The following is an 18,103-nucleotide window of genomic DNA, read 5'->3' on the forward strand; positions in this document are numbered from 1 at the left end:
CCTATATCATTTCGAAGGAAGGTTTCACCATCCCCCAAAACTCATCCAATGCGATGATCCGGGGTTTCAAAAAGGAGATAATAGTGGCCCAGTCAGCCTGCTGATGGATATTGACACCCGGGAGCGTTTTGCTGATGCTACTGATCGTTTTGCCGTATTCGTCCTGCTTAGCATTCTCCCACACCCAGTCATCTTCTCCCAGCGTAGCTTCGAGGAAGGTTTTTAATTGTTGAAATTGTTCGTAGTGCAACTGCCGCGTCGTGGGGTTACTGTTCGACAACTGGATCTTTATGACTGCGCGGTCCCGGTCGGCATCCATTTTAAAGTGAATACCGCCAACCCCCGTTTTATAATTGAGCCAGCTGACTGGTTGCCCCTCAGCCGATAACACCGGCTGCATATACTTGCCGAATGCTGTCCAGAATGCTTGCTTTTGTTTAGATACTTCCTCCCTGGTGTACATGCCAATACATTATTATTGCAAGATACGGCCCTTTACCCCACTCATTGATCTTCATCCTTCTTTTTAGCCGCAGCCTGCGGTTATTTTTCATCATACAGGTACATGTATTCTGCTAAAAACAGATAGCACAGCCAAAGGATGACTGTGCTATCAAGGGTTAATCCCGTTATGTGCTTGTTTCTACAACAAACTATGGTTTATCCCACCACAGCCTGTCAGTTATAAGGGCTGCATGCTGCGGCTGGGGGTTAGATGTTTGCTCCAGTTGCGGATACAGCATTCTGCGTGGTATATCCGATAAACTATTGGGCACCCTTGTCAGTAGCGGGAATCCTGTTCTCCGCCAGTCCGTCCAGTTCTCAAAATTTAAGAAGTTGGCGATCACCTTTTCTTCGATAATACGCTGCAATGCATTGCCAGCCGTTAAGGTTCCTCTTGCAGCCAGGTAAGCGGTAACAGGCCCGCCAGCCGGATCGAGCCCCAGCTTTTGCATATGCGATTTTACCGCATCAGTATAGATCGGTTGTGCTGCAGCAAAACCAGATTTGATGAGCGTAGCTTCAGCTTTGAGGAACAAGGCTTCCGAATACGAGACGATATAGTTTTCTGCATCAAGCTTCCTGAAAAAGTTGCCGGGAAGTGAGTAATTCGCCAGCGGCCCAACAGTCGGTGTTCCAATCGCCCTGCCTGTATACAAACCAGTGCCCGTAGCCGGCGCCACCATAATGGGTAAGCGTGGGTCATTCCTGGTTTTTAACGTATCGACAAAAGCCGAGGAAAGTACCAGCGTAGACACCGGATCAAAACTCCAATACCATTGTACTTCACCACCTGCGCCACCGGGATATTTGTATTTCAGGTCATCACCATTTGTACCCATACCATTCTGCAGGGCCTGCAGCGCGAGGTCAGCCTGGGCAGCAGCCGTATTGCCGGGCGCCTTGGTAAGGTGCATATAATAGCGCGCTTTCAAGGTGTATGCCAGCCGCTTCCATTTGCCCATATCCCCTTTATAAAAATTATCATCATTGCCCGGTACCTTTCCCAGGTTCTTATTGATATCCGCAATGCCGGCATCCAACAGCGATTGAACGGAGGCATAAACGCTTTGCTGCGCATCGTACACCGGGGTAAATTTATTACTGCCCAATAAGGCTTCCTTATAAGGAACATCACCCCACCAATCCGAACCTGTTGCCAGCGAGAAGGCTGAAAGTATCTTGGCGATACCGGCATAGTGATAATTGCCGTTGCCTTCCGCCTGTGTATTCAGTATTTTCAAATTGTTGAGACAATCCACATACACTGTTGTCCAGTCGCCATTCAGTTCCGAATTCACCACCAGGTACGTACCATGATTGGGCACCGGCTGGTTAAGCGCCACTACCTGCATATAGTGCTGTGCCAGTATGGGCGCCAGTCCATCGGCGCCCGACACCAGGCGATGGGATATCGCCAGTTCCACCGGCGCCAGGATCAGCGCTTCCTGTACCGCGAGGGGCCTGTTGGGATCATCGTTTACATCTATGAATTTCTTGCAGCCGCCTGTTACAAACAGTGTCGCCAGGCAAAGCATATATATTAACTTCTTCATAATAATTTCATTTTAGGTGTCAGTGACGGTTAAAATCCTGCACGTACGGTAATATTGAAGGATCGCGAAGTAGGGGTAGAGAAAGAGTAAATACCCTGCGACCCGTTGGAAGAACCAAAGGAGCTCACCTCCGGATCGGCCCCGGTAAAATGAGGACTGTGGATCCACAGGTTTCTTCCCGTAACCGTTAATGATAATGCCTTAAATGGTGTGCGTCCCAGCAGCGAGGGGCTCACGTTATAACTCAGGCTTACGTTGCGCAGTTTGAGGTAAGTACCATCCTGTATCACCGACTCCGTAATACCATTGAGCCTTCTGAAATAATCCTGACCCGTAACCATCACGTCATTTGTTCTGCCGGTGGATTCTTTGATGCCCGGCACTATACGGGGCGCCCTGTCTTCCGTTGCTTTGGGTGTTCCATAAAAATAGCCGTAGCCATCTACATTGTTCTCAATATCACCGCCTTTCTTCATATCAAAGAAGATGCTGAGGCTAAAATTGCCATAGCGGAAGGTATTGTTCATGCCACCCATCCAGTCAGGCGTAATATTGCCAATAATGCTGTCTGTGGCAGCGCGGATAGGTAAACCTGTATTGTCCATCAATATTTGCCCGTCGGGGTTACGTTTGTACCGGCCTCCGTATTTAACACCATAAGGTTGCCCTACGATCACCTGTGTAAATCCATTACCCAGCTGTTGCAGGTCATCATAGATCGCCAATACTTTATTATTGATCTTGGTAAAGTTCAGCCCAAGGTCCCAGCTAAACTTACCGGCTTTGACCACCGTAGCATTCACCAATGCCTCTATGCCTTTGTTTTCCATCTCTGCCGAATTCACCGTTGTGCCTGTATAGCCTGTAGATGGTGCGATGGCCACACCGGGTATCAGGCCGTTCGTTGTTTTCTTCCTGAAATAAGAAACCTCCAGGCTAAGCCTGTTGTTAAACAACCTGGCTTCCACGCCCGTTTCAAATTCACCGATCTGTTCATTTTTCAGCGAGAGGTTACCCAGTGTCCGGCTCAACAGAAAGCCAGACTGCCCGCTGAGCGGAAACCTGATATTACCAACCGCCGCGGGTTCAAAAGGTGTATTGAGCGAGTAGGCCCCTACACCATCATTACCTACCACCGCGTAAGAAACCCTTACCTTGGCAAAACTTAATACCCTTCTCACTTCAGGCGATAGCAGTTCTGAAAACACAAATCCCAACGCAGCAGATCCATACGGATAAAAGCTATTGTCCTTGGCCAATACCGAGCTGCCGTCATAGCGGCCTGTCAATGACAGGTTCAGGAGCCTTTTATAATCAACGTTGGCCTGCGCATAAAAACCTACTTTACGCACCTCCGAATGATCTTCCGTAGCCGTGATCGTAGAAGCCGCACTGATATTGTCAAAACCATTTACACTTAGCCCAAGGCCGTTTTGCTGGTAGGTTTGCACATAGCGGGAATACAGGTTGTTACCCAGCAGCACCTCCACATTAAAATCACCAAACTCCTTGTGTGCATTTACAATGAGATCATGGTTGAACTGCCTGAAGTTGAGGTTGCGTTCTATAATGCGGCCCGTTGGCAAAGCTGCTGATCCGATATTCTCTTTGTATTTATCCTGCTCCGAATAGATATCCGCGCCAATCCTTTCTACAATGGACAACCAGGGGAGGGGGGTATAGTTAAAGGTCATGACCGGCACAAACCTGTTCACAGCAGCCCTGTTGTAAATATTATCTACTACCCAGTATGGGTTATTGCGGGAGAAACGATACAGGCGTTGTGATCCATCCGGATTGGTAGCCGGTTGAAGGTTATAACTTACCGGCGCAGTCAGCACCGTCCATAGCGGGCTCTCCAGTACATATCCTTCCGGTGAACGGTCGTTTTTGGAATTGATATAGTTGAACTGAAAGGTACTCGTCAGGTTCTTATAGATACGTGTAGTATACTTCGTAAACAGCGAATGCCTTTTATAATCCGTGCCGGGCACGGTACCATCCTGCGTGAGGTAAGAATAGGAGAGGAAGTAACCGGAGCTGGCGCCGCCACCTTCCACACTCACCGTGCTATTGCTGGTGACACCCGTGCGGAAAAAATCATCTGTAGGAGAATACTTCGGAGCAGGCTTACCATTGATGCGCAGCGTATCCATCAATGGCCCCCACACAGCGCTTGTCTTCTGCGTTTCACCATCAAAGAATACACCGGCCTCTCCCTGCCCATATTTTGTTTGTATTTCCGGTAATAAAGGCCTTTCAAAAGAAAGATCCTGCGAAAAAGTAAGCGCCGGTTTTCGGCCTTCCTTACCATTCTTGGTAGTGATCATGATCACACCCCGCGCGCCGGAAGAACCATACAGGGTAGTAGCTGCTGCGCCTTTCAACACGTTGATGTTTTCAATGATAGCCGGATCAATATCTGCCAGGCGGTTCGTACCAGGTCCCGAACTCAGGTTGCCCGTCTCATCGTTGTTGATGGGCACCCCATCCAGCACGATCAGCGCCTGGTTATCGCCAAATACAGAAGAGGCGCCGCGGATCACGATCCTGGAAGAACTACCAGGTGTACCGGAAGAGCTGGTGATCTGCACACCCGACACTTTACCGGCCATCGCATTTACAATATTGGGTTCCTTTGCTTTCAGCAACTCATCTCCTTTCACTTCCTGTGAACTGAACGTGAGGTTCCTTTTTTCTTTTCTTACACCGAGCGCCGTGACTACCACCTCATCCAATTGCGTAGAGGCGAGCGCCAATACGACGTTCAGACTTCCATTGCCGGGGGCAACGTTTTGCGCAGTATAGCCTACCGCGCTGATAACGAGCCGCTCTCCAGGCGATACCTGGATCTCAAAGCTTCCGTCCTTTTCCGATACAGTAGCTCTGTCAGTACCTTCAATGGTAATGGTGGCGCCTGCTATGGGTGCACCCGTGTTGTCACTGACTTTTCCTTTTACTGATTTCTTCTGTGCGAATGCGAATAAACAGCATACACATAGACACGCCAACAAAATTGCATTTTTCATAATACAGCTGTTTTGGTGAAAGAGTTGTTACATTCCTACGAAAAATGGGCTGTTTACCCATGGTCATATTAGCTATGCCAAATATAACTGACCCTGTTGGGGTTCAATGTTTGGTTATTGACAGCTAATGAACAAATATTAACGTTAACAATCTGATAGGGCAAGAACTAATCGGCTTGTTGCCTGTATCATAGGCGCAGTTTATCGTTCAGGATAATTAGGGCATTATCCTGAAAACTATTATGGAATGAGGGTGGGTGGGATGTGCTGTCTTACTTTCCGTAAAACCGCCAGTTCGTTTTAAAATCTTTTTTCAAAGGTTGTTTAATGAGAATGGCCCGCAACATTTCTATGGGCATGCTGTTTTCACGGAGTATCGCATCATTGAATGATTTTATGTTCATCTTCTTGCCGTCTACCAATTCTTTCTTCAAGGCATAAAGCTGAATACCACCGATCATATACGCAATCTGGTACAGCGCGTAATCCGTGCGCCGGAAATAACCCCGCACCTCTGATTCTGCATTCGCCCGTTCGTGTCCCACCCGGTCTACCAGGAAGTCGATACATTGTTGCGGCGTCCATTTGCCGAGGTGGTAATTCAACGACAAAATAATGCGGGCACAACGGTGCATACGCCAGAATAGCATACCGATCCTGTCTTCCGGTGAGCGTGGAAAATTCATATCCCACAACACCAGTTCCCAGTAAAATGCATGTCCTTCTACCCAGAAAGGTGTATCGAACCTGCGATAACTTTTATAACGGTCTGTCATGAAGCCTTGCAAATGGTGACCGGCTATCAATTCATGATGCACCGTTGACCGGGAGAAATGTGGATTATTACCCCGCATGCTCATCATCTTATCGTCATAGCTCATCGTATTAGTGGGATAAGAAATAATGAGGTTCTCGCCGCCCAGGAAGAACGGGCTGGTACGCTGCCGTTCAGGACTCATCATGAACATGCTCCAGTCTTCTTCCGACAGCGGATCGATCGTAACGAGGTCATGTTTCTTTAAGAAGTCGACAGACTGTTTGTACAGGTCGTACATCGCGTCTGGTTGTTTGCCAGGCTCCACATAAGAATTTTTCACCTTTTCCTGCGCAGCTTTCCAATTGTCACCAAATCCCATTTCGCGGGATGCTTTAAGCAGTTCAGCATCGCACCAGGCAAATTCCTTCGTGGCAAGGTCGATCAGTTCCTGTACTGAATAAGGAATGAATTCAAGTCTTAGCTGGCGCGTCACCTCCGCTTCTCCTGCCGGGTTGGCAGGAATGCCGCTGCCGTCAGCTTTTTGTAATGATTCTATATGGCTCTTCTGGGTAAGGCCGTCAGCATATACCGACAGCAGGCTATCAAGCGCTGTGTACGTTTTAGGCACCCACCAGGTAAACAAGGGATCATAACTATAATAGAAAGCATAATAGTCTTTTAAAGCCCCCTGCAAACCACCGATGGCGGCAGTGGCCGTGTTGGCTTGTTTGGAGGGGATGCTATCACCTTTTTTAAGGGCTGCTATTGACTGGCGTACCTGCCCGCAGGCTTCATTCAATTCTTTTGCTACTTGTGCCCCATTCACGACAGCCCCTCTTCTCCTGGGCGCTATCAGGGTATACAAGCGATCTGAAAAGGGCAGGTAAGGAGCGATCTGGTTGTATTTCCGGTCTTCTTCTTCCAATCTGAATTGGGCATCTTCCAGTTTCCTGTCAAACAGCAGCCAATCCACCTTGCCATCCTGGCTCATGTCATCAAAATCCACCTGGGTCATCTTTTTCCGGTAATCAGCCAGTAGTTTCAACAGTCGTTGTCTTCTTTCAGGAGAGTTGTAATTATCCGGGCCCTGGCGATTCCACCATTCAGAACGCGTACCGTTGGTAGAATAAAAACGCAGGATACTTTCACGGTCGGCCTGGTAACGGATCATGAGGTCATTCATTTCACTGGTCTGCAGCAGCAACCGCGCTTCCTTTTTGGAAGGTTGTGCGATACTGATCTCCACCTGCAACAAAAGTGCAAAGAGTACAAAAGCAGTTTGAGTGTATCTCATACAATCAAAGTTACCGGGTGACTGCGAAAAAACAGTAATGCTTATTGATGTAGTTTTTACCGTTATTGGTAAGAAAATTCCGCTCACTTTCCCTATTTTTGAAAGGATCCGGGCTGCACAGCGTGCAGTCTCCTATAGCAACAATTAACCCGATAAACTACACTGATTGCCTTCGGAGCGGCCGTTTAATGAGCAAGAGCTGCTGTCGCGCCTGGCGCACGGCGATAAATCAGCGTTCGATACCCTCTACCAGTATTACGAACCCCGGTTAAGGCTATTCTTATACCCTTTCACCGCGTATGATACCGATACGCTCAATTCCATTCTACAGGATGTTTTCCTCAAACTATGGCTTAAAAGGACCGACCTCGTGGGCATCGCCTTACTGGAGTTTTACCTGCAACGCATGGCAAAGAACAAGCTCCTCGACACCCTCCGGCTGAGTCAGATCAGGGAGCGACATGAATCCGGCTATGCCCGCCTGCAAACCGGCGCCGGCGATCCCACCACGGAACAATTACAATTAAAGGAATACATGGACATCGCGCGGGAAGGCATGGCGCAAATGCCCGAACGCCGCCGGCTCATCTTCACCCTCTATATAATAAATGGACTGTCGCTCGATGAAGTGGCGGCGCAGCTAAACCTTTCCAAAGAGGTAGTGAAGAAGCAGCTCCAACTGGCCAAAGTATTTCTGAAAGAATATATTGCCGAAAAAGGAGACCTGCCGCTGACCATAGCGGGGCTGCTGCTCCTTTCCCTCGTTCAATAATTTTTTTCCGGGCACCGTCCACTTCGGTTCCCGGGGTTCGTTTTATACCTACCGGAATGATCCGACAACATGAAATATTAGTTAAGCTTTCAAGGCGCGAGGCCACTGCAGAAGAACAGGAAGTCTTCCGCCAATGGCTGCAAACACTTTCACCGGGACAATTGGAAGCGGTGCTGGATGAATATGGGAATATCATTGCAGACATGCCCGAAGTGCGTGAGGTACACAATCCGGAGCTGCTCACCGCCATACATGCTGCCATCGACCATGAACCTACGCGCCGTATCCTTCCAATGAGATGGATATGGGCTGCCGCCGCTGTGCTCCTGCTCGCAGTTTCACTGATAGTATTGCAAACCAATACTGCTACACGATCAACTAAAAGTACCCAACAGGTGGCAGACCTGCCACCTGGTAAAAGCGGCGCCATTCTTACCCTCACCAATGGCACTCAACTGGTACTCGACAGCCTGGGCAACGGTATCATTGCCAGGGATGGCGGTTCGGAAACGGTATTGCATGATGGTAAACTCATTTATAATGTAAGGTCAAACAATAGCCAGGAGATCGGATTCAATGAGATGACCACGCCGAAAGGCAGGAATTTCAGGGTAGAGTTGCCGGATGGAACAGTAGTGTGGTTGAATGCTGCCAGTTCCATAAGATATCCCACAGCATTCACAGGCGATAAGCGCGAAGTGACGATCAAAGGAGAGGCTTATTTCGAAGTCATGAAAAACGCCAGGATGCCCTTTGTGGTGCATGTGGATAACAGGGCCGATATCGAAGTATTGGGAACACATTTCAATGTGGAAGCGTATGATAATATGGCCACCATTAAAACAACACTACTCGAAGGCAGCGTGAAGGTCGGCAGCCGGCCCCGGCAAGAATCGGGAGCAGCCGGCAATACAGCTTCGCAACAATCAGCTATTTTAAAACCTGGCCAGCAGGCGCAGGTAGAAGAAGGAGTACAGGTAGTAAACAACATTGATACCAGCAAAGTAATGGCCTGGAAGAACGGCCTTTTCAACTTTGAAGACGCTACGCTGAAGGAAGTGATGAAACAACTCGAGCGTTGGTACGATATAGAAGTGGTGTACGAAAAGGGAGTACCTGATATTGTATTTGGCGGCGAAATGACCAAGAATATCTCGCTGGCCGGCCTGTTGCTTATTCTTGAAAAATCAGATATACATTTTCGACTGGAAGGAAGAACACTCGTTGTCTTGCCTTAATGATCAAAACGGCCGGCATAAAAAATCCGGATGTGTTGACGCACCTCCGGATAAGATTTAGCTGGTTGAAAACAGAGCTGGTACTCATATTTAACAACCAAAACCTGGTAAAGGTATGCAAAAAACTGCTTACGGTGATCTCCTGCTCACTGTTGTTCTCCTATTGACCGGCACGTTCGCCCTTGCGCAATCGGTTACCCTCGCCGGAAAAGACATTCCGTTAAAACAGGTGTTCATGGCCATCAAAAAACAAACCGGCTACGTCGTGTTCTACAACCAGCACATGCTGACCGATACCAAACCCGTCACCCTCAGCGTCACCCGCATGCCGCTGGAGGAGGTGCTGCAGCTCGTGTTTACCGATCAACCTGTGAACTACATCATCCAGGATAAAACGATCATACTGTCCCGCAATGCTGCTGCGAAAGCAGCTATCAATATCACCATCACGATCGATCCTGACCTGACGGTCAATGGCGCCATACGCGCCGACAACGGCGATGCGTTGCAGGGTGTGTCCATCCGCGTGAAGAATACCGGCAACGGTACGACTACAGATGCCTTCGGCGGTTTCCAGCTTAAGAAGGCCGCGGCCAATGCCGTGATAGAGGTCTCCATGATCGGTTACGAGACCGTGGAATTTATCGTGGTGAAGCAGCAGGATAAATTTCAACTGGTACCCAAAAGCAAAGTCACTTTTACGGCGGACAACAGCAACCCGGCCATGATCTACCTGACCCTGACGTTGAACAAATCCCTGAGCATCCTCGATGAGGCGCAGGTGATCGCCTATGGAAGAACATCCCGTCGCTATGCCACCGGCAGTATAGGCACGGTGAAGTCGGAAGACATCCAGAAGCAACCGGTGATGAACGTGTTGCAGGCATTGGAAGGAAGGGTAGCAGGCCTGGTGATGACGCCTGCCACAGGCAACTCTGCGGCGCCCATCAAACTGGAGATACGCGGCAGGAACGCATTGAACCCAAACGCACTGACCGAACCCTTGTACGTGATCGATGGCGTGCCGCAGGGTACCCTGAATGTGGGCGTCCTGAGCAATGCAGGGATCAATGCCGGACCTGTGCAGGCCGGGCGTACCAACACGGCAGGCGAAAGCCCCTTGTTGTTCCTCAATCCCCGCGACATTGAAAGCATCGATGTGCTGAAAGATGCAGACGCTACCGCCATCTATGGGGCCAGGGGCGCCAATGGCGTGGTCATCATCACCACCAAAAAAGCAAAGCCCGGGCCAACGCGGTTCAGCATCAACGTCACCCGGGGGCAAACGCATATTCCCAAAAAGCTCGACCTGATGAATACGGCGCAATACCTGGCCGTGCGCCGGGAAGCCTTCCGCAATGATGGTATCACGCCCGACCAATACACGGCCCCCGATCTTACCATCTGGGACCAAAACCGCCAGGTAGACTGGCAGGATTATTTCTTTGCCCCCGGCGAACAACTGTCGGCCGATGCCAGCGTGTCTGGCGGTATTGCCAATACCAATTATATTATTTCAGGCAGTTATCAATCGCAGCAGGAACTGATGAACCAGGGCGGTAAAACACAGCGGGGCTCCCTGGCAGGAAACATTACACATACGAGCCTCGACCAGAAGTTCCAGATCAATTTTTCCAGCCGCATCGCCGTCACCAGTGCAGATGCCATTGCACCCGGATGGTTTATCCATACGCCGCCCAATGCGCCCGACGTGTACAACGAAAAAGGGGAGTTCAACTTTGTTCCTTACCGCGGTCAGTACAGCAGTTTATTCCCGTTCAGCGAATTGAAAAGACCTTCTGAAAGCAAAAGCAATATCATCAATACCGATCTGCGGTTGAGCTATGAGCCCGTTAAAGGATTGACCTTCTCCGTCAATGCAGGCTACAATTTTACCAGCAACAACAATGCTTTGTACTCGCCCGCTGCCTCCTATGATGCTGCCTATGGCAACCTGTCGAGCGCTATCTTCGGAAAGTCGACTGCCAATAACTGGATCGTGGAACCGCAGTTACAATACCGGTCATTCATCGGTGGCAAAGGCAATCTGTCCGTTCAGGTTGGTGGTAGTTTGCAGAACGTAAAAAATGAAGGCCTATCCACCGTCAGCCTGGGATTCCCTAATGACAACCTGATCAGAAGCCCCAACAATGCAGCGTTCAGTCAGTTGTTTGAAGGCTCCGGCGAATACAAATACGTGGCTGCCTTCGGGATCATCAACTTCCGTTGGGACAATAAATACATCGCCAACCTGAGCGCACGGCGCGACGGTTCTTCCCGTTTTGGTCCCGGTAAACAGTTCGGCAACTTCGGTTCCGCAGGTCTGGCCTGGATCGCCTCCGAAGAAGAATGGATGAAAGCCATACTGCCTGCCTGGTTTACCTTCGTTAAACTGCGGGGATCCTATGGCATCACCGGCAGCGATGCTGTGGACGATTATGAGTTCCTGACCCGCTGGAGCAATAGCGTGGACCTCGGCGGCTCCAACCTGTTGTACGACTATAACGGCACACCCGCTTTCAACCTCGTAAGGCCCGTCAACCCCGATTTCAGGTGGGAGACTACCCAAAAGCTCGATGTAGCCCTCAACCTGGGTTTCCTGCACGACCGGATCAACATCGAAGCAGGTTATTACAGGAAGTCGTCCGGCAACCAGCTCACCAATATGTCTACGCCGGATTATACCGGCTTCCCCTCCATCCGCGCCAACTGGCCTGCCGTCGTGCGCAACGAAGGGTGGGAGATAAGCCTTAATGGAAGGATACTGGATACCAAAGACTGGCACCTTTCCGTCAGCTTCAACATGGCGATCAATAAGAATAAGCTCGTCGAATATCCCGGACTGGAATCATCGCCTTATGCCGATCTGTACGCCATTGGCCAGTCGCTGAGCCTGAAATACCTGTTTCATTACACCGGCATCGATCCGGCAACGGGTGATTTCCTGCTGGAAGACCACAACAAGGACGGGTCGATCAGCTTTTTCAGTTCCGTCATTCCGCAAACACCACAGGACGACCGCTACATCGTATACAACCTCGATCCTAAGTATACCGGTGGCTTCGGTGTGCAGGTAGGGTACAAGGCATTCACCCTCAGCAGCCAGTTCAGCTACAGAAAGCAATTGGGCCTGGACCCTTACTTCAGCCTGCAACTGGGAAAGATGCAAAACCTTGTCCTGCCGGCTGAAATAGCCAACAACCACTGGCAGCAACCAGGCGACCAGGTGCTTTATCCCAAATACACCACCGGCATATTGAACAGCTCCATCACCAATTCCGACCGGTATTATACAGATGCCTCTTATGTAAAGCTGTCCAACCTTGCCGCCTCCTACGACCTGCCGGCAAAGCTGCTGCAAAAGCTGCACATCCAGGCATGCCGGTTCAGCATCAGTGCGCAGAACCTGCTCACCATTACCTCGTACCGGGGTATCGATCCGGAAATACAAAGCATTAACGGCGGCTCGCCGATCGCCCGGACCATTGCTGCCAACCTGAACTTCACTTTCTAAAACCAACCGACATGCGAAATCAACCTTCTATACTGTTTGCCATGGCCCTCTGCCTGTTGACAGGCTGCAAAAAGCTGATCGAAATAGATCCGCCAAAGACCACCATCTCCACCGGACAATTGTTTTCCGACAATGCACAGGCAGAATGGGCGGTGGCCGGCCTGTACAGTAAGCTGATACATGGAACCGAATTTGCACTGATGAACGGCGCCGGCGAAAAGAACTTCGGCGCCGGCCTGTCCACCATCCTGGGAAGCCTTTCTTCCGATGAAATGTACAATGCAGATGGCCCCGGCCGGAGTGAACTGTATTACCTCAACATCAACCACCTTACCACCGCCAGGTCCATCATGCCCGGTTATGCCTGGAAATCTGCTTACAAGACGGTGTACGACGCCAATGCCGTACTGGAAGGCCTGGCTGCCTCCACCACCTTGCTGGACAGTGTACGGAAAGAGCTGCGGGGTGAGGCGCTGACCCTGCGTGCTTTTGCTTATTTCTACCTCGTCAACTTCTTTGGCGATGTGCCGCTGGCCCTCACCATCGACTATAGCAAAACCGGTGGCCTGTCGCGCTCCCCCGTAGCTAAAGTGTATGAACAGATCACCAAAGACCTCGTGGAAGCAAAACCGTTGCTGGCATCCGATTTCTCAGTAGGCAAGGATGAGCGCGTGCGGGTGAACGCCTGGTTTGCAGAAGCCCTGCTGGCCAGGGTGTATTTGTATACCGGCCACTACCAGGAAGCAATGAACAGCGCCGGCAAAGTGATCGGGAAGACGGACTATTTCTCCCTCGAACAGGACCTGTCGAACGTGTTTACGGCCACCAGCCGGGAAGCCATCCTGCAACTGAAACCCAACCCGGAAAACAGCGGCTTCAAAAATGCCACCCCCGAAGGATATCTATTCCGGCACCAGTTGCTCACTGTTGCCTCCACCTATCGCTTCACCAACCAGTTGCTCAATGCGTTTGAAGCCAATGACAAAAGAAAAACCACCTGGATGCTGGAAGATGGCGGCAGCTTCACCGCCTATAAATACACGTTGGGGCCAACCGATGCTGTGCAATACGGACCACAGCCACAGTACTACATGGTGATGCGCCTGGCCGAACTGTACCTCATCCGCGCAGAAGCATCCCTGCTGTTGTCGGAAGGCAACAAACAGGCAGCCATCAACGATCTCAATGCCCTGCGGCCAAGGGCCGGGCTGCTGCCCCTGCCGGCTACCCTGAGCGCTGCGCAGGTCACCGAGGCCATTGCCAATGAACGCCGCTTTGAATTGTTTGCCGAGTGGGGCCACCGGTGGCTGGACCTGAAACGGACCGGCAAAGCAAAAGCCGTTCTGTCACAAATAACCGCCAAGCAGCCCTGGGCAGGCGACTTCCAGTTGCTGTACCCCATACCAGCCACGGAGATCATCAACAATAAAAACATCACCCAAAATCCCGGCTATGAAGTGCAGTAAAATATTCCTCATCGTATTGACGGCCCTTTGTGCCGCTTGCGAAAAGCAGACTGTCAACAACGGGCAGCCCTTTACCTTCTCAGTCTTCAACGGCCTGAACGATGGCGTATTGTTGTATGGCAATTACAGCGGGACCCAACCTTTCACCTATAAGTACTCGCAAATGATCTTCAGCAGACAGATGTCCAAGGTCAGCTTTGGAACGCCGCAGGTGTGGGCCCGGTATTTTGCCTCCCCGGATACCCTGGCTAAAGATCAACCTGTATTCGATAAACGGTTCGATCTTGTCAATGGCAGATCCTACACCCTGTACCTGCTGGGCGAAAAGACGCAGACAGATCACCTCTTTGTTGAAAACAAGTTCAGCCCCCACAAAACGGGCGACAGCCTCACGTACCTGCAGGTGGTGAACCTCAGCAACGACCAACCCATCAGTGTGAACATACAGGGCGAGGCCAACGGAAGCCTGATCAAAAACCTTCCGTACAAACAGGTGTCGTCCATCCTGGCCATCCCCGCCGGTCACAGCCGTGCCGCTTATGTGTTTGAATTCCGCGATGCCGCCAGCGGCGACCTCTTGTGGACAGAAGAGGTAACGGAGATCAACGGAGCGAACACCGATTTCAACCGTTTCCTCTACAGGAACTGGGCGATGATCTTCTCCGGTAAACGGAATGCATCGGACAACAACGCCCTGAAAATTACCAGGACATACTATCAGGAAAAATAACCAGTAGAATTTTATGAGTGCAATTGTAAGGGTAGAGAAACTCTCCCATAGGTATGCCAGTGCCTGGGCCATCCGCGATATCAGTTTCGAGATCAATAAAACAGGCGTTGTGGGCCTGTTGGGTTCCAACGGGGCCGGCAAATCGACCACCATGAACATCATGTGCGGCGTATTGAACCAGACCGAAGGCGAAGTGTTCATCAACGGCATCGATAAGCGCGTCAATGCAAGGCTGGCCAAACAGCAGCTTGGCTTTCTGCCGCAAACCCCGCCTTTGTACACCGATTTCACCGTGAATGAATTCCTCACCTATGCCGCCGACCTGCGGGGCATGGAGAAGAAAACGATAAAGCAGGCCGTGGCCATTGCTATGGACCGCACCGGCATCACCCACTTCAGTGAGCGGCTCATCAAAAACCTGTCGGGCGGCTACCGGCAACGGGTAGGTATTGCACAGGCCATCATTCACCGGCCCAAACTGGTGATCCTCGATGAGCCCACCAATGGACTGGACCCCAACCAGATCATCGAGGCGCGCAAGCTCATCAAAGAGATCGCCATCGATCACACCGTGCTGCTGTCGTCGCATGTGCTGTCGGAGATCAACCTGCTCTGCCGCGACATCATCATGATCGAAGGCGGCCGCATCGTATTTGCCGACTCGATGGATGCTTTCAACAACTATGTGCAGCCGCAGTCGATGCTGGTGACCATGGAAGTGATACCGCCTGAATCCGAGCTGCTGAAAGTGCCCGGCGTTACCAAAGTGCAATACCTCTCCAACACCCAATGCCGTATCTACTTTTCCGGCTCTGCAGACATCACCCAGGTGTTCATCAAAGAAAGCGTGCAGCGCAACTGGCGGCTGAAAGAGATCGGGTTGGAGAAGTCGCTGTTGGACGATGTGTTCAAACAATTATCTCACCAGTCTCAATTTGCACGCTGACCATGAAGAACACTTTGAAAATAGCCAGGGCTGAATTGTTGAACCTGTTCTATTCGCCCGTAGCCTGGCTTGTGATCCTGTTCTATTGTATCGTCTGTGGAGTGGCCTTTACAGAACCGATGACCCTCTATTACCGCTTGCAGAAAGTGTTTATGGAAGCAGAGCCCCACTGGACGGGCTTTGATGGAACAGGATTGACGGCCGAGCTCACCGGCACCGTAATGCGTAAACTGGCGGCCAATATATTCCTGTTCATCCCTTTGCTCACCATGGGCACCATCAACCGGGAGGTCAATGCAGGCACCATCAAACTGTTGTATTCTTCTCCCATCAGGACCCGGGAAATAGTGCTCGGTAAATACCTGGGGCTACTATCCCTGATGGTCACCCTGATGCTGATCACGACGGTCTTCCTGGTGTCGGCTTTCCTGATCACCCTCAGCCCGGAGATCAACCACCATTTTGCGGCGCTGCTGGGCATCTTCCTGCTGGCCAATGCTTACATCGCGATAGGCGTATTCATATCCTGCCTCACCAACTACCAGATCGTGGCCGGCGTACTGACCTTTGCCGTTTTCTTTATGCTCAATACGATCGGAGGCCTCTGGCAGCAGTACGACCTGTTCAGGGACTTCACCTGGTTCCTGTCGATCTCCGGAAGGACCTATTATTTCCTGAACGGGCTGATCTCTACCCGGGATATTTTTTACTTCGCATTGATCACCGTGCTCTTCCTGGGCTTCGCCATGATCAAACTGCGCAGCACGCAGGAGTCCAAGCCCTGGACAGTAGCTTTCAGCCGTTATATGGCACTTTTTGTAGCTGTGCTGTTGGTGGGTTATTGCTCCGGACGGCCCGGCCAGGTGAAATACTGGGACCTTACCCGTCGAAAGATCAACACCATCTCCACCAGCACGCAAAGTGTGTTGAAGGAGCTGGATGGGTCACCCCTCACCGTTACCCTGTACACCAACCTGTTTGGCGCCAACGCGCTGCACGGGCTGCCACAAAACAGGAACTTTTACCTGTGGCAGTTCTGGGAGCAGTACCGGCGGTTCTATCCCAACATGCAGTTCCGGTTTGTGTATTACTACGATCATTATTCCGAAGATAGTACGATGTTCAGGATGCATCCTGCACTCAACATCGACCAGATCGCCGAAAAAGTGTCCAAAGAATTGGGCATCCGGAAATCCATTTTCATGCCGCCTGCCGCCATCCGCCGCACCATCGACCTGCACCAGGAAGGATCGCAACTGGTGATGCAACTGGCCTACAAAGGCAAAACGACCTGGCTGCGCACTTTCCGGGATAATGCCGTGTGGCCTAACCAGGATTGTGTGGCAGGCACCATCGCCCGGCTGACGAGAGACCGCGTGCCCAAATTCCTGTTTACCGCCGGGCATTATGAACGTAATCCCTGGAAAGGAAACGAAAGAGATTATGGCGAACATGTGTTGAGTGTTGCGTCGAGGACCAGCCTCATCAACCTGGGCATGGACGCCGATACGATCAACCTGCTGACAGCCGATATACCTGCCACCACAGCCGCGCTGGTGATCGCAGACCCGAGAACCGAGCTGCAGCCCGCAGAACAAAAGAAGGTCAACGCCTGGTTGCACAAAGGCGGTAATGCGCTGGTCCTTGCCGAAATGAAGAAACAGTCCATCATCAATCCCTTGCTGCGCCCCTTGGGCGTGCAGGCAGACATGGGTACCATCGTGCATCCCAACGAGCATGAAATGCCGCACATCCTGTTGGGGCAGCTCACGCATGCCGGTTCCACCCTGGCGATGGAGAGAGATATGTACGATTACAGTCGTGGGGCCGTCAAAGTGTTGAACAATCCCATCGAAGGGGGCGTCAACCTCCGTTATACGGCAGACTGTGGCTACCAGGTACAGCCCCTCATCAGCATCAAGGGCAATGACAAGACCTGGATAGAGAATGGCATACTGGTGGTGGACTCCGCAGCACCTTCTTTTTCCGCTGCTGAAGGAGATATCCGGCTGGACCAATACACCCTGGGCGTTTCCCTCACGCGTGGTAAACAACGGATATTGATAACCGGTGATGCCGACATGCTCACCCCTTTCAGAAGACGGGTAGGCAACGCCTTTTACAGTTGGCTGCTGGACAACCGCTACCCGTTCTACGCCAACTATCCCGGCCCTACAGACAAGTTCTTTACCGCCCGGCCGGTTACCATCAAGGTGTTAAAAGTGGTATACACGTATGTGGCGCCTGCCCTTGTGCTGCTATTCGCTATTGTTTTACTGGTAAGAAGGAAGAGAAAATAA

11 protein-coding genes are annotated in these 18,103 nt (G+C 51.1%); 7 read left to right on the plus strand and 4 right to left on the minus strand.

Going from position 1 to position 18,103, the window contains the following annotated elements:
- Position 1 precedes the first annotated feature (1 nt).
- The 4 genes from D3H65_RS06765 to D3H65_RS06780 all read right to left on the minus strand — a co-directional run bounded on the left by D3H65_RS06765 (position 2) and on the right by D3H65_RS06780 (position 7,137).
- Positions 2-463: a DUF4268 domain-containing protein gene (locus tag D3H65_RS06765; RefSeq protein WP_119049532.1), complete on the minus strand. Its 462-nt coding sequence runs from the start codon at positions 461-463 to the stop codon at positions 2-4.
- Between the two features lie 190 nt (positions 464-653).
- Positions 654-2,057, minus strand: a complete 1,404-nt coding sequence (locus tag D3H65_RS06770; protein ID WP_119049533.1) for a SusD/RagB family nutrient-binding outer membrane lipoprotein — start codon at positions 2,055-2,057, stop codon at positions 654-656.
- Between the two features lie 29 nt (positions 2,058-2,086).
- On the minus strand, positions 2,087-5,086 hold the full coding sequence (locus D3H65_RS06775) for a SusC/RagA family TonB-linked outer membrane protein (RefSeq protein ID WP_119049534.1): 3,000 nt from the start codon (positions 5,084-5,086) through the stop codon (positions 2,087-2,089).
- A 272-nt stretch (positions 5,087-5,358) separates the two neighbouring features.
- The gene (locus tag D3H65_RS06780; protein ID WP_119049535.1) at positions 5,359-7,137 is read right to left on the minus strand and encodes a DUF885 family protein; all 1,779 of its coding nucleotides are present in this window, start codon (positions 7,135-7,137) and stop codon (positions 5,359-5,361) included.
- A 166-nt stretch (positions 7,138-7,303) separates the two neighbouring features.
- On the opposite strand from D3H65_RS06780, the gene D3H65_RS06785 reads away from it, so the two are divergent.
- The 7 genes from D3H65_RS06785 (at position 7,304) to D3H65_RS06815 (ending at position 18,103) form a co-directional block, all read left to right on the plus strand.
- On the plus strand, positions 7,304-7,909 hold the full coding sequence (locus D3H65_RS06785) for an RNA polymerase sigma factor (RefSeq protein WP_119049536.1): 606 nt from the start codon (positions 7,304-7,306) through the stop codon (positions 7,907-7,909).
- Between the two features lie 56 nt (positions 7,910-7,965).
- On the plus strand, positions 7,966-9,147 hold the full coding sequence (locus D3H65_RS06790; protein WP_119049537.1) for a FecR family protein: 1,182 nt from the start codon (positions 7,966-7,968) through the stop codon (positions 9,145-9,147).
- A gap of 115 nt (positions 9,148-9,262) precedes the next feature.
- The gene (locus tag D3H65_RS06795; protein ID WP_119049538.1) at positions 9,263-12,661 is read left to right on the plus strand and encodes a SusC/RagA family TonB-linked outer membrane protein; all 3,399 of its coding nucleotides are present in this window, start codon (positions 9,263-9,265) and stop codon (positions 12,659-12,661) included.
- Positions 12,662-12,672: 11 nt separating this feature from the next.
- Positions 12,673-14,127: a RagB/SusD family nutrient uptake outer membrane protein gene (locus D3H65_RS06800; protein WP_119049539.1), complete on the plus strand. Its 1,455-nt coding sequence runs from the start codon at positions 12,673-12,675 to the stop codon at positions 14,125-14,127.
- Positions 14,114-14,857 (plus strand): DUF4397 domain-containing protein, encoded by a 744-nt coding sequence (locus D3H65_RS06805; protein ID WP_119049540.1) that lies wholly within the window; start codon positions 14,114-14,116, stop codon positions 14,855-14,857. The genes D3H65_RS06800 and D3H65_RS06805 overlap by 14 nt, the downstream gene beginning before the upstream one ends.
- Positions 14,858-14,870: 13 nt before the next feature.
- Positions 14,871-15,803, plus strand: coding sequence for an ABC transporter ATP-binding protein (locus D3H65_RS06810; RefSeq protein ID WP_119049541.1), 933 nt, complete (start codon positions 14,871-14,873; stop codon positions 15,801-15,803).
- 2 nt (positions 15,804-15,805) lie between these two features.
- A complete protein-coding gene (locus tag D3H65_RS06815; RefSeq protein ID WP_119049542.1) occupies positions 15,806-18,103 on the plus strand; it encodes an ABC transporter permease subunit in 2,298 nt (765 codons plus the stop codon).

It is taken from the genome of Paraflavitalea soli (assembly GCF_003555545.1).
Lineage (GTDB): Bacteria > Bacteroidota > Bacteroidia > Chitinophagales > Chitinophagaceae > Paraflavitalea > Paraflavitalea soli.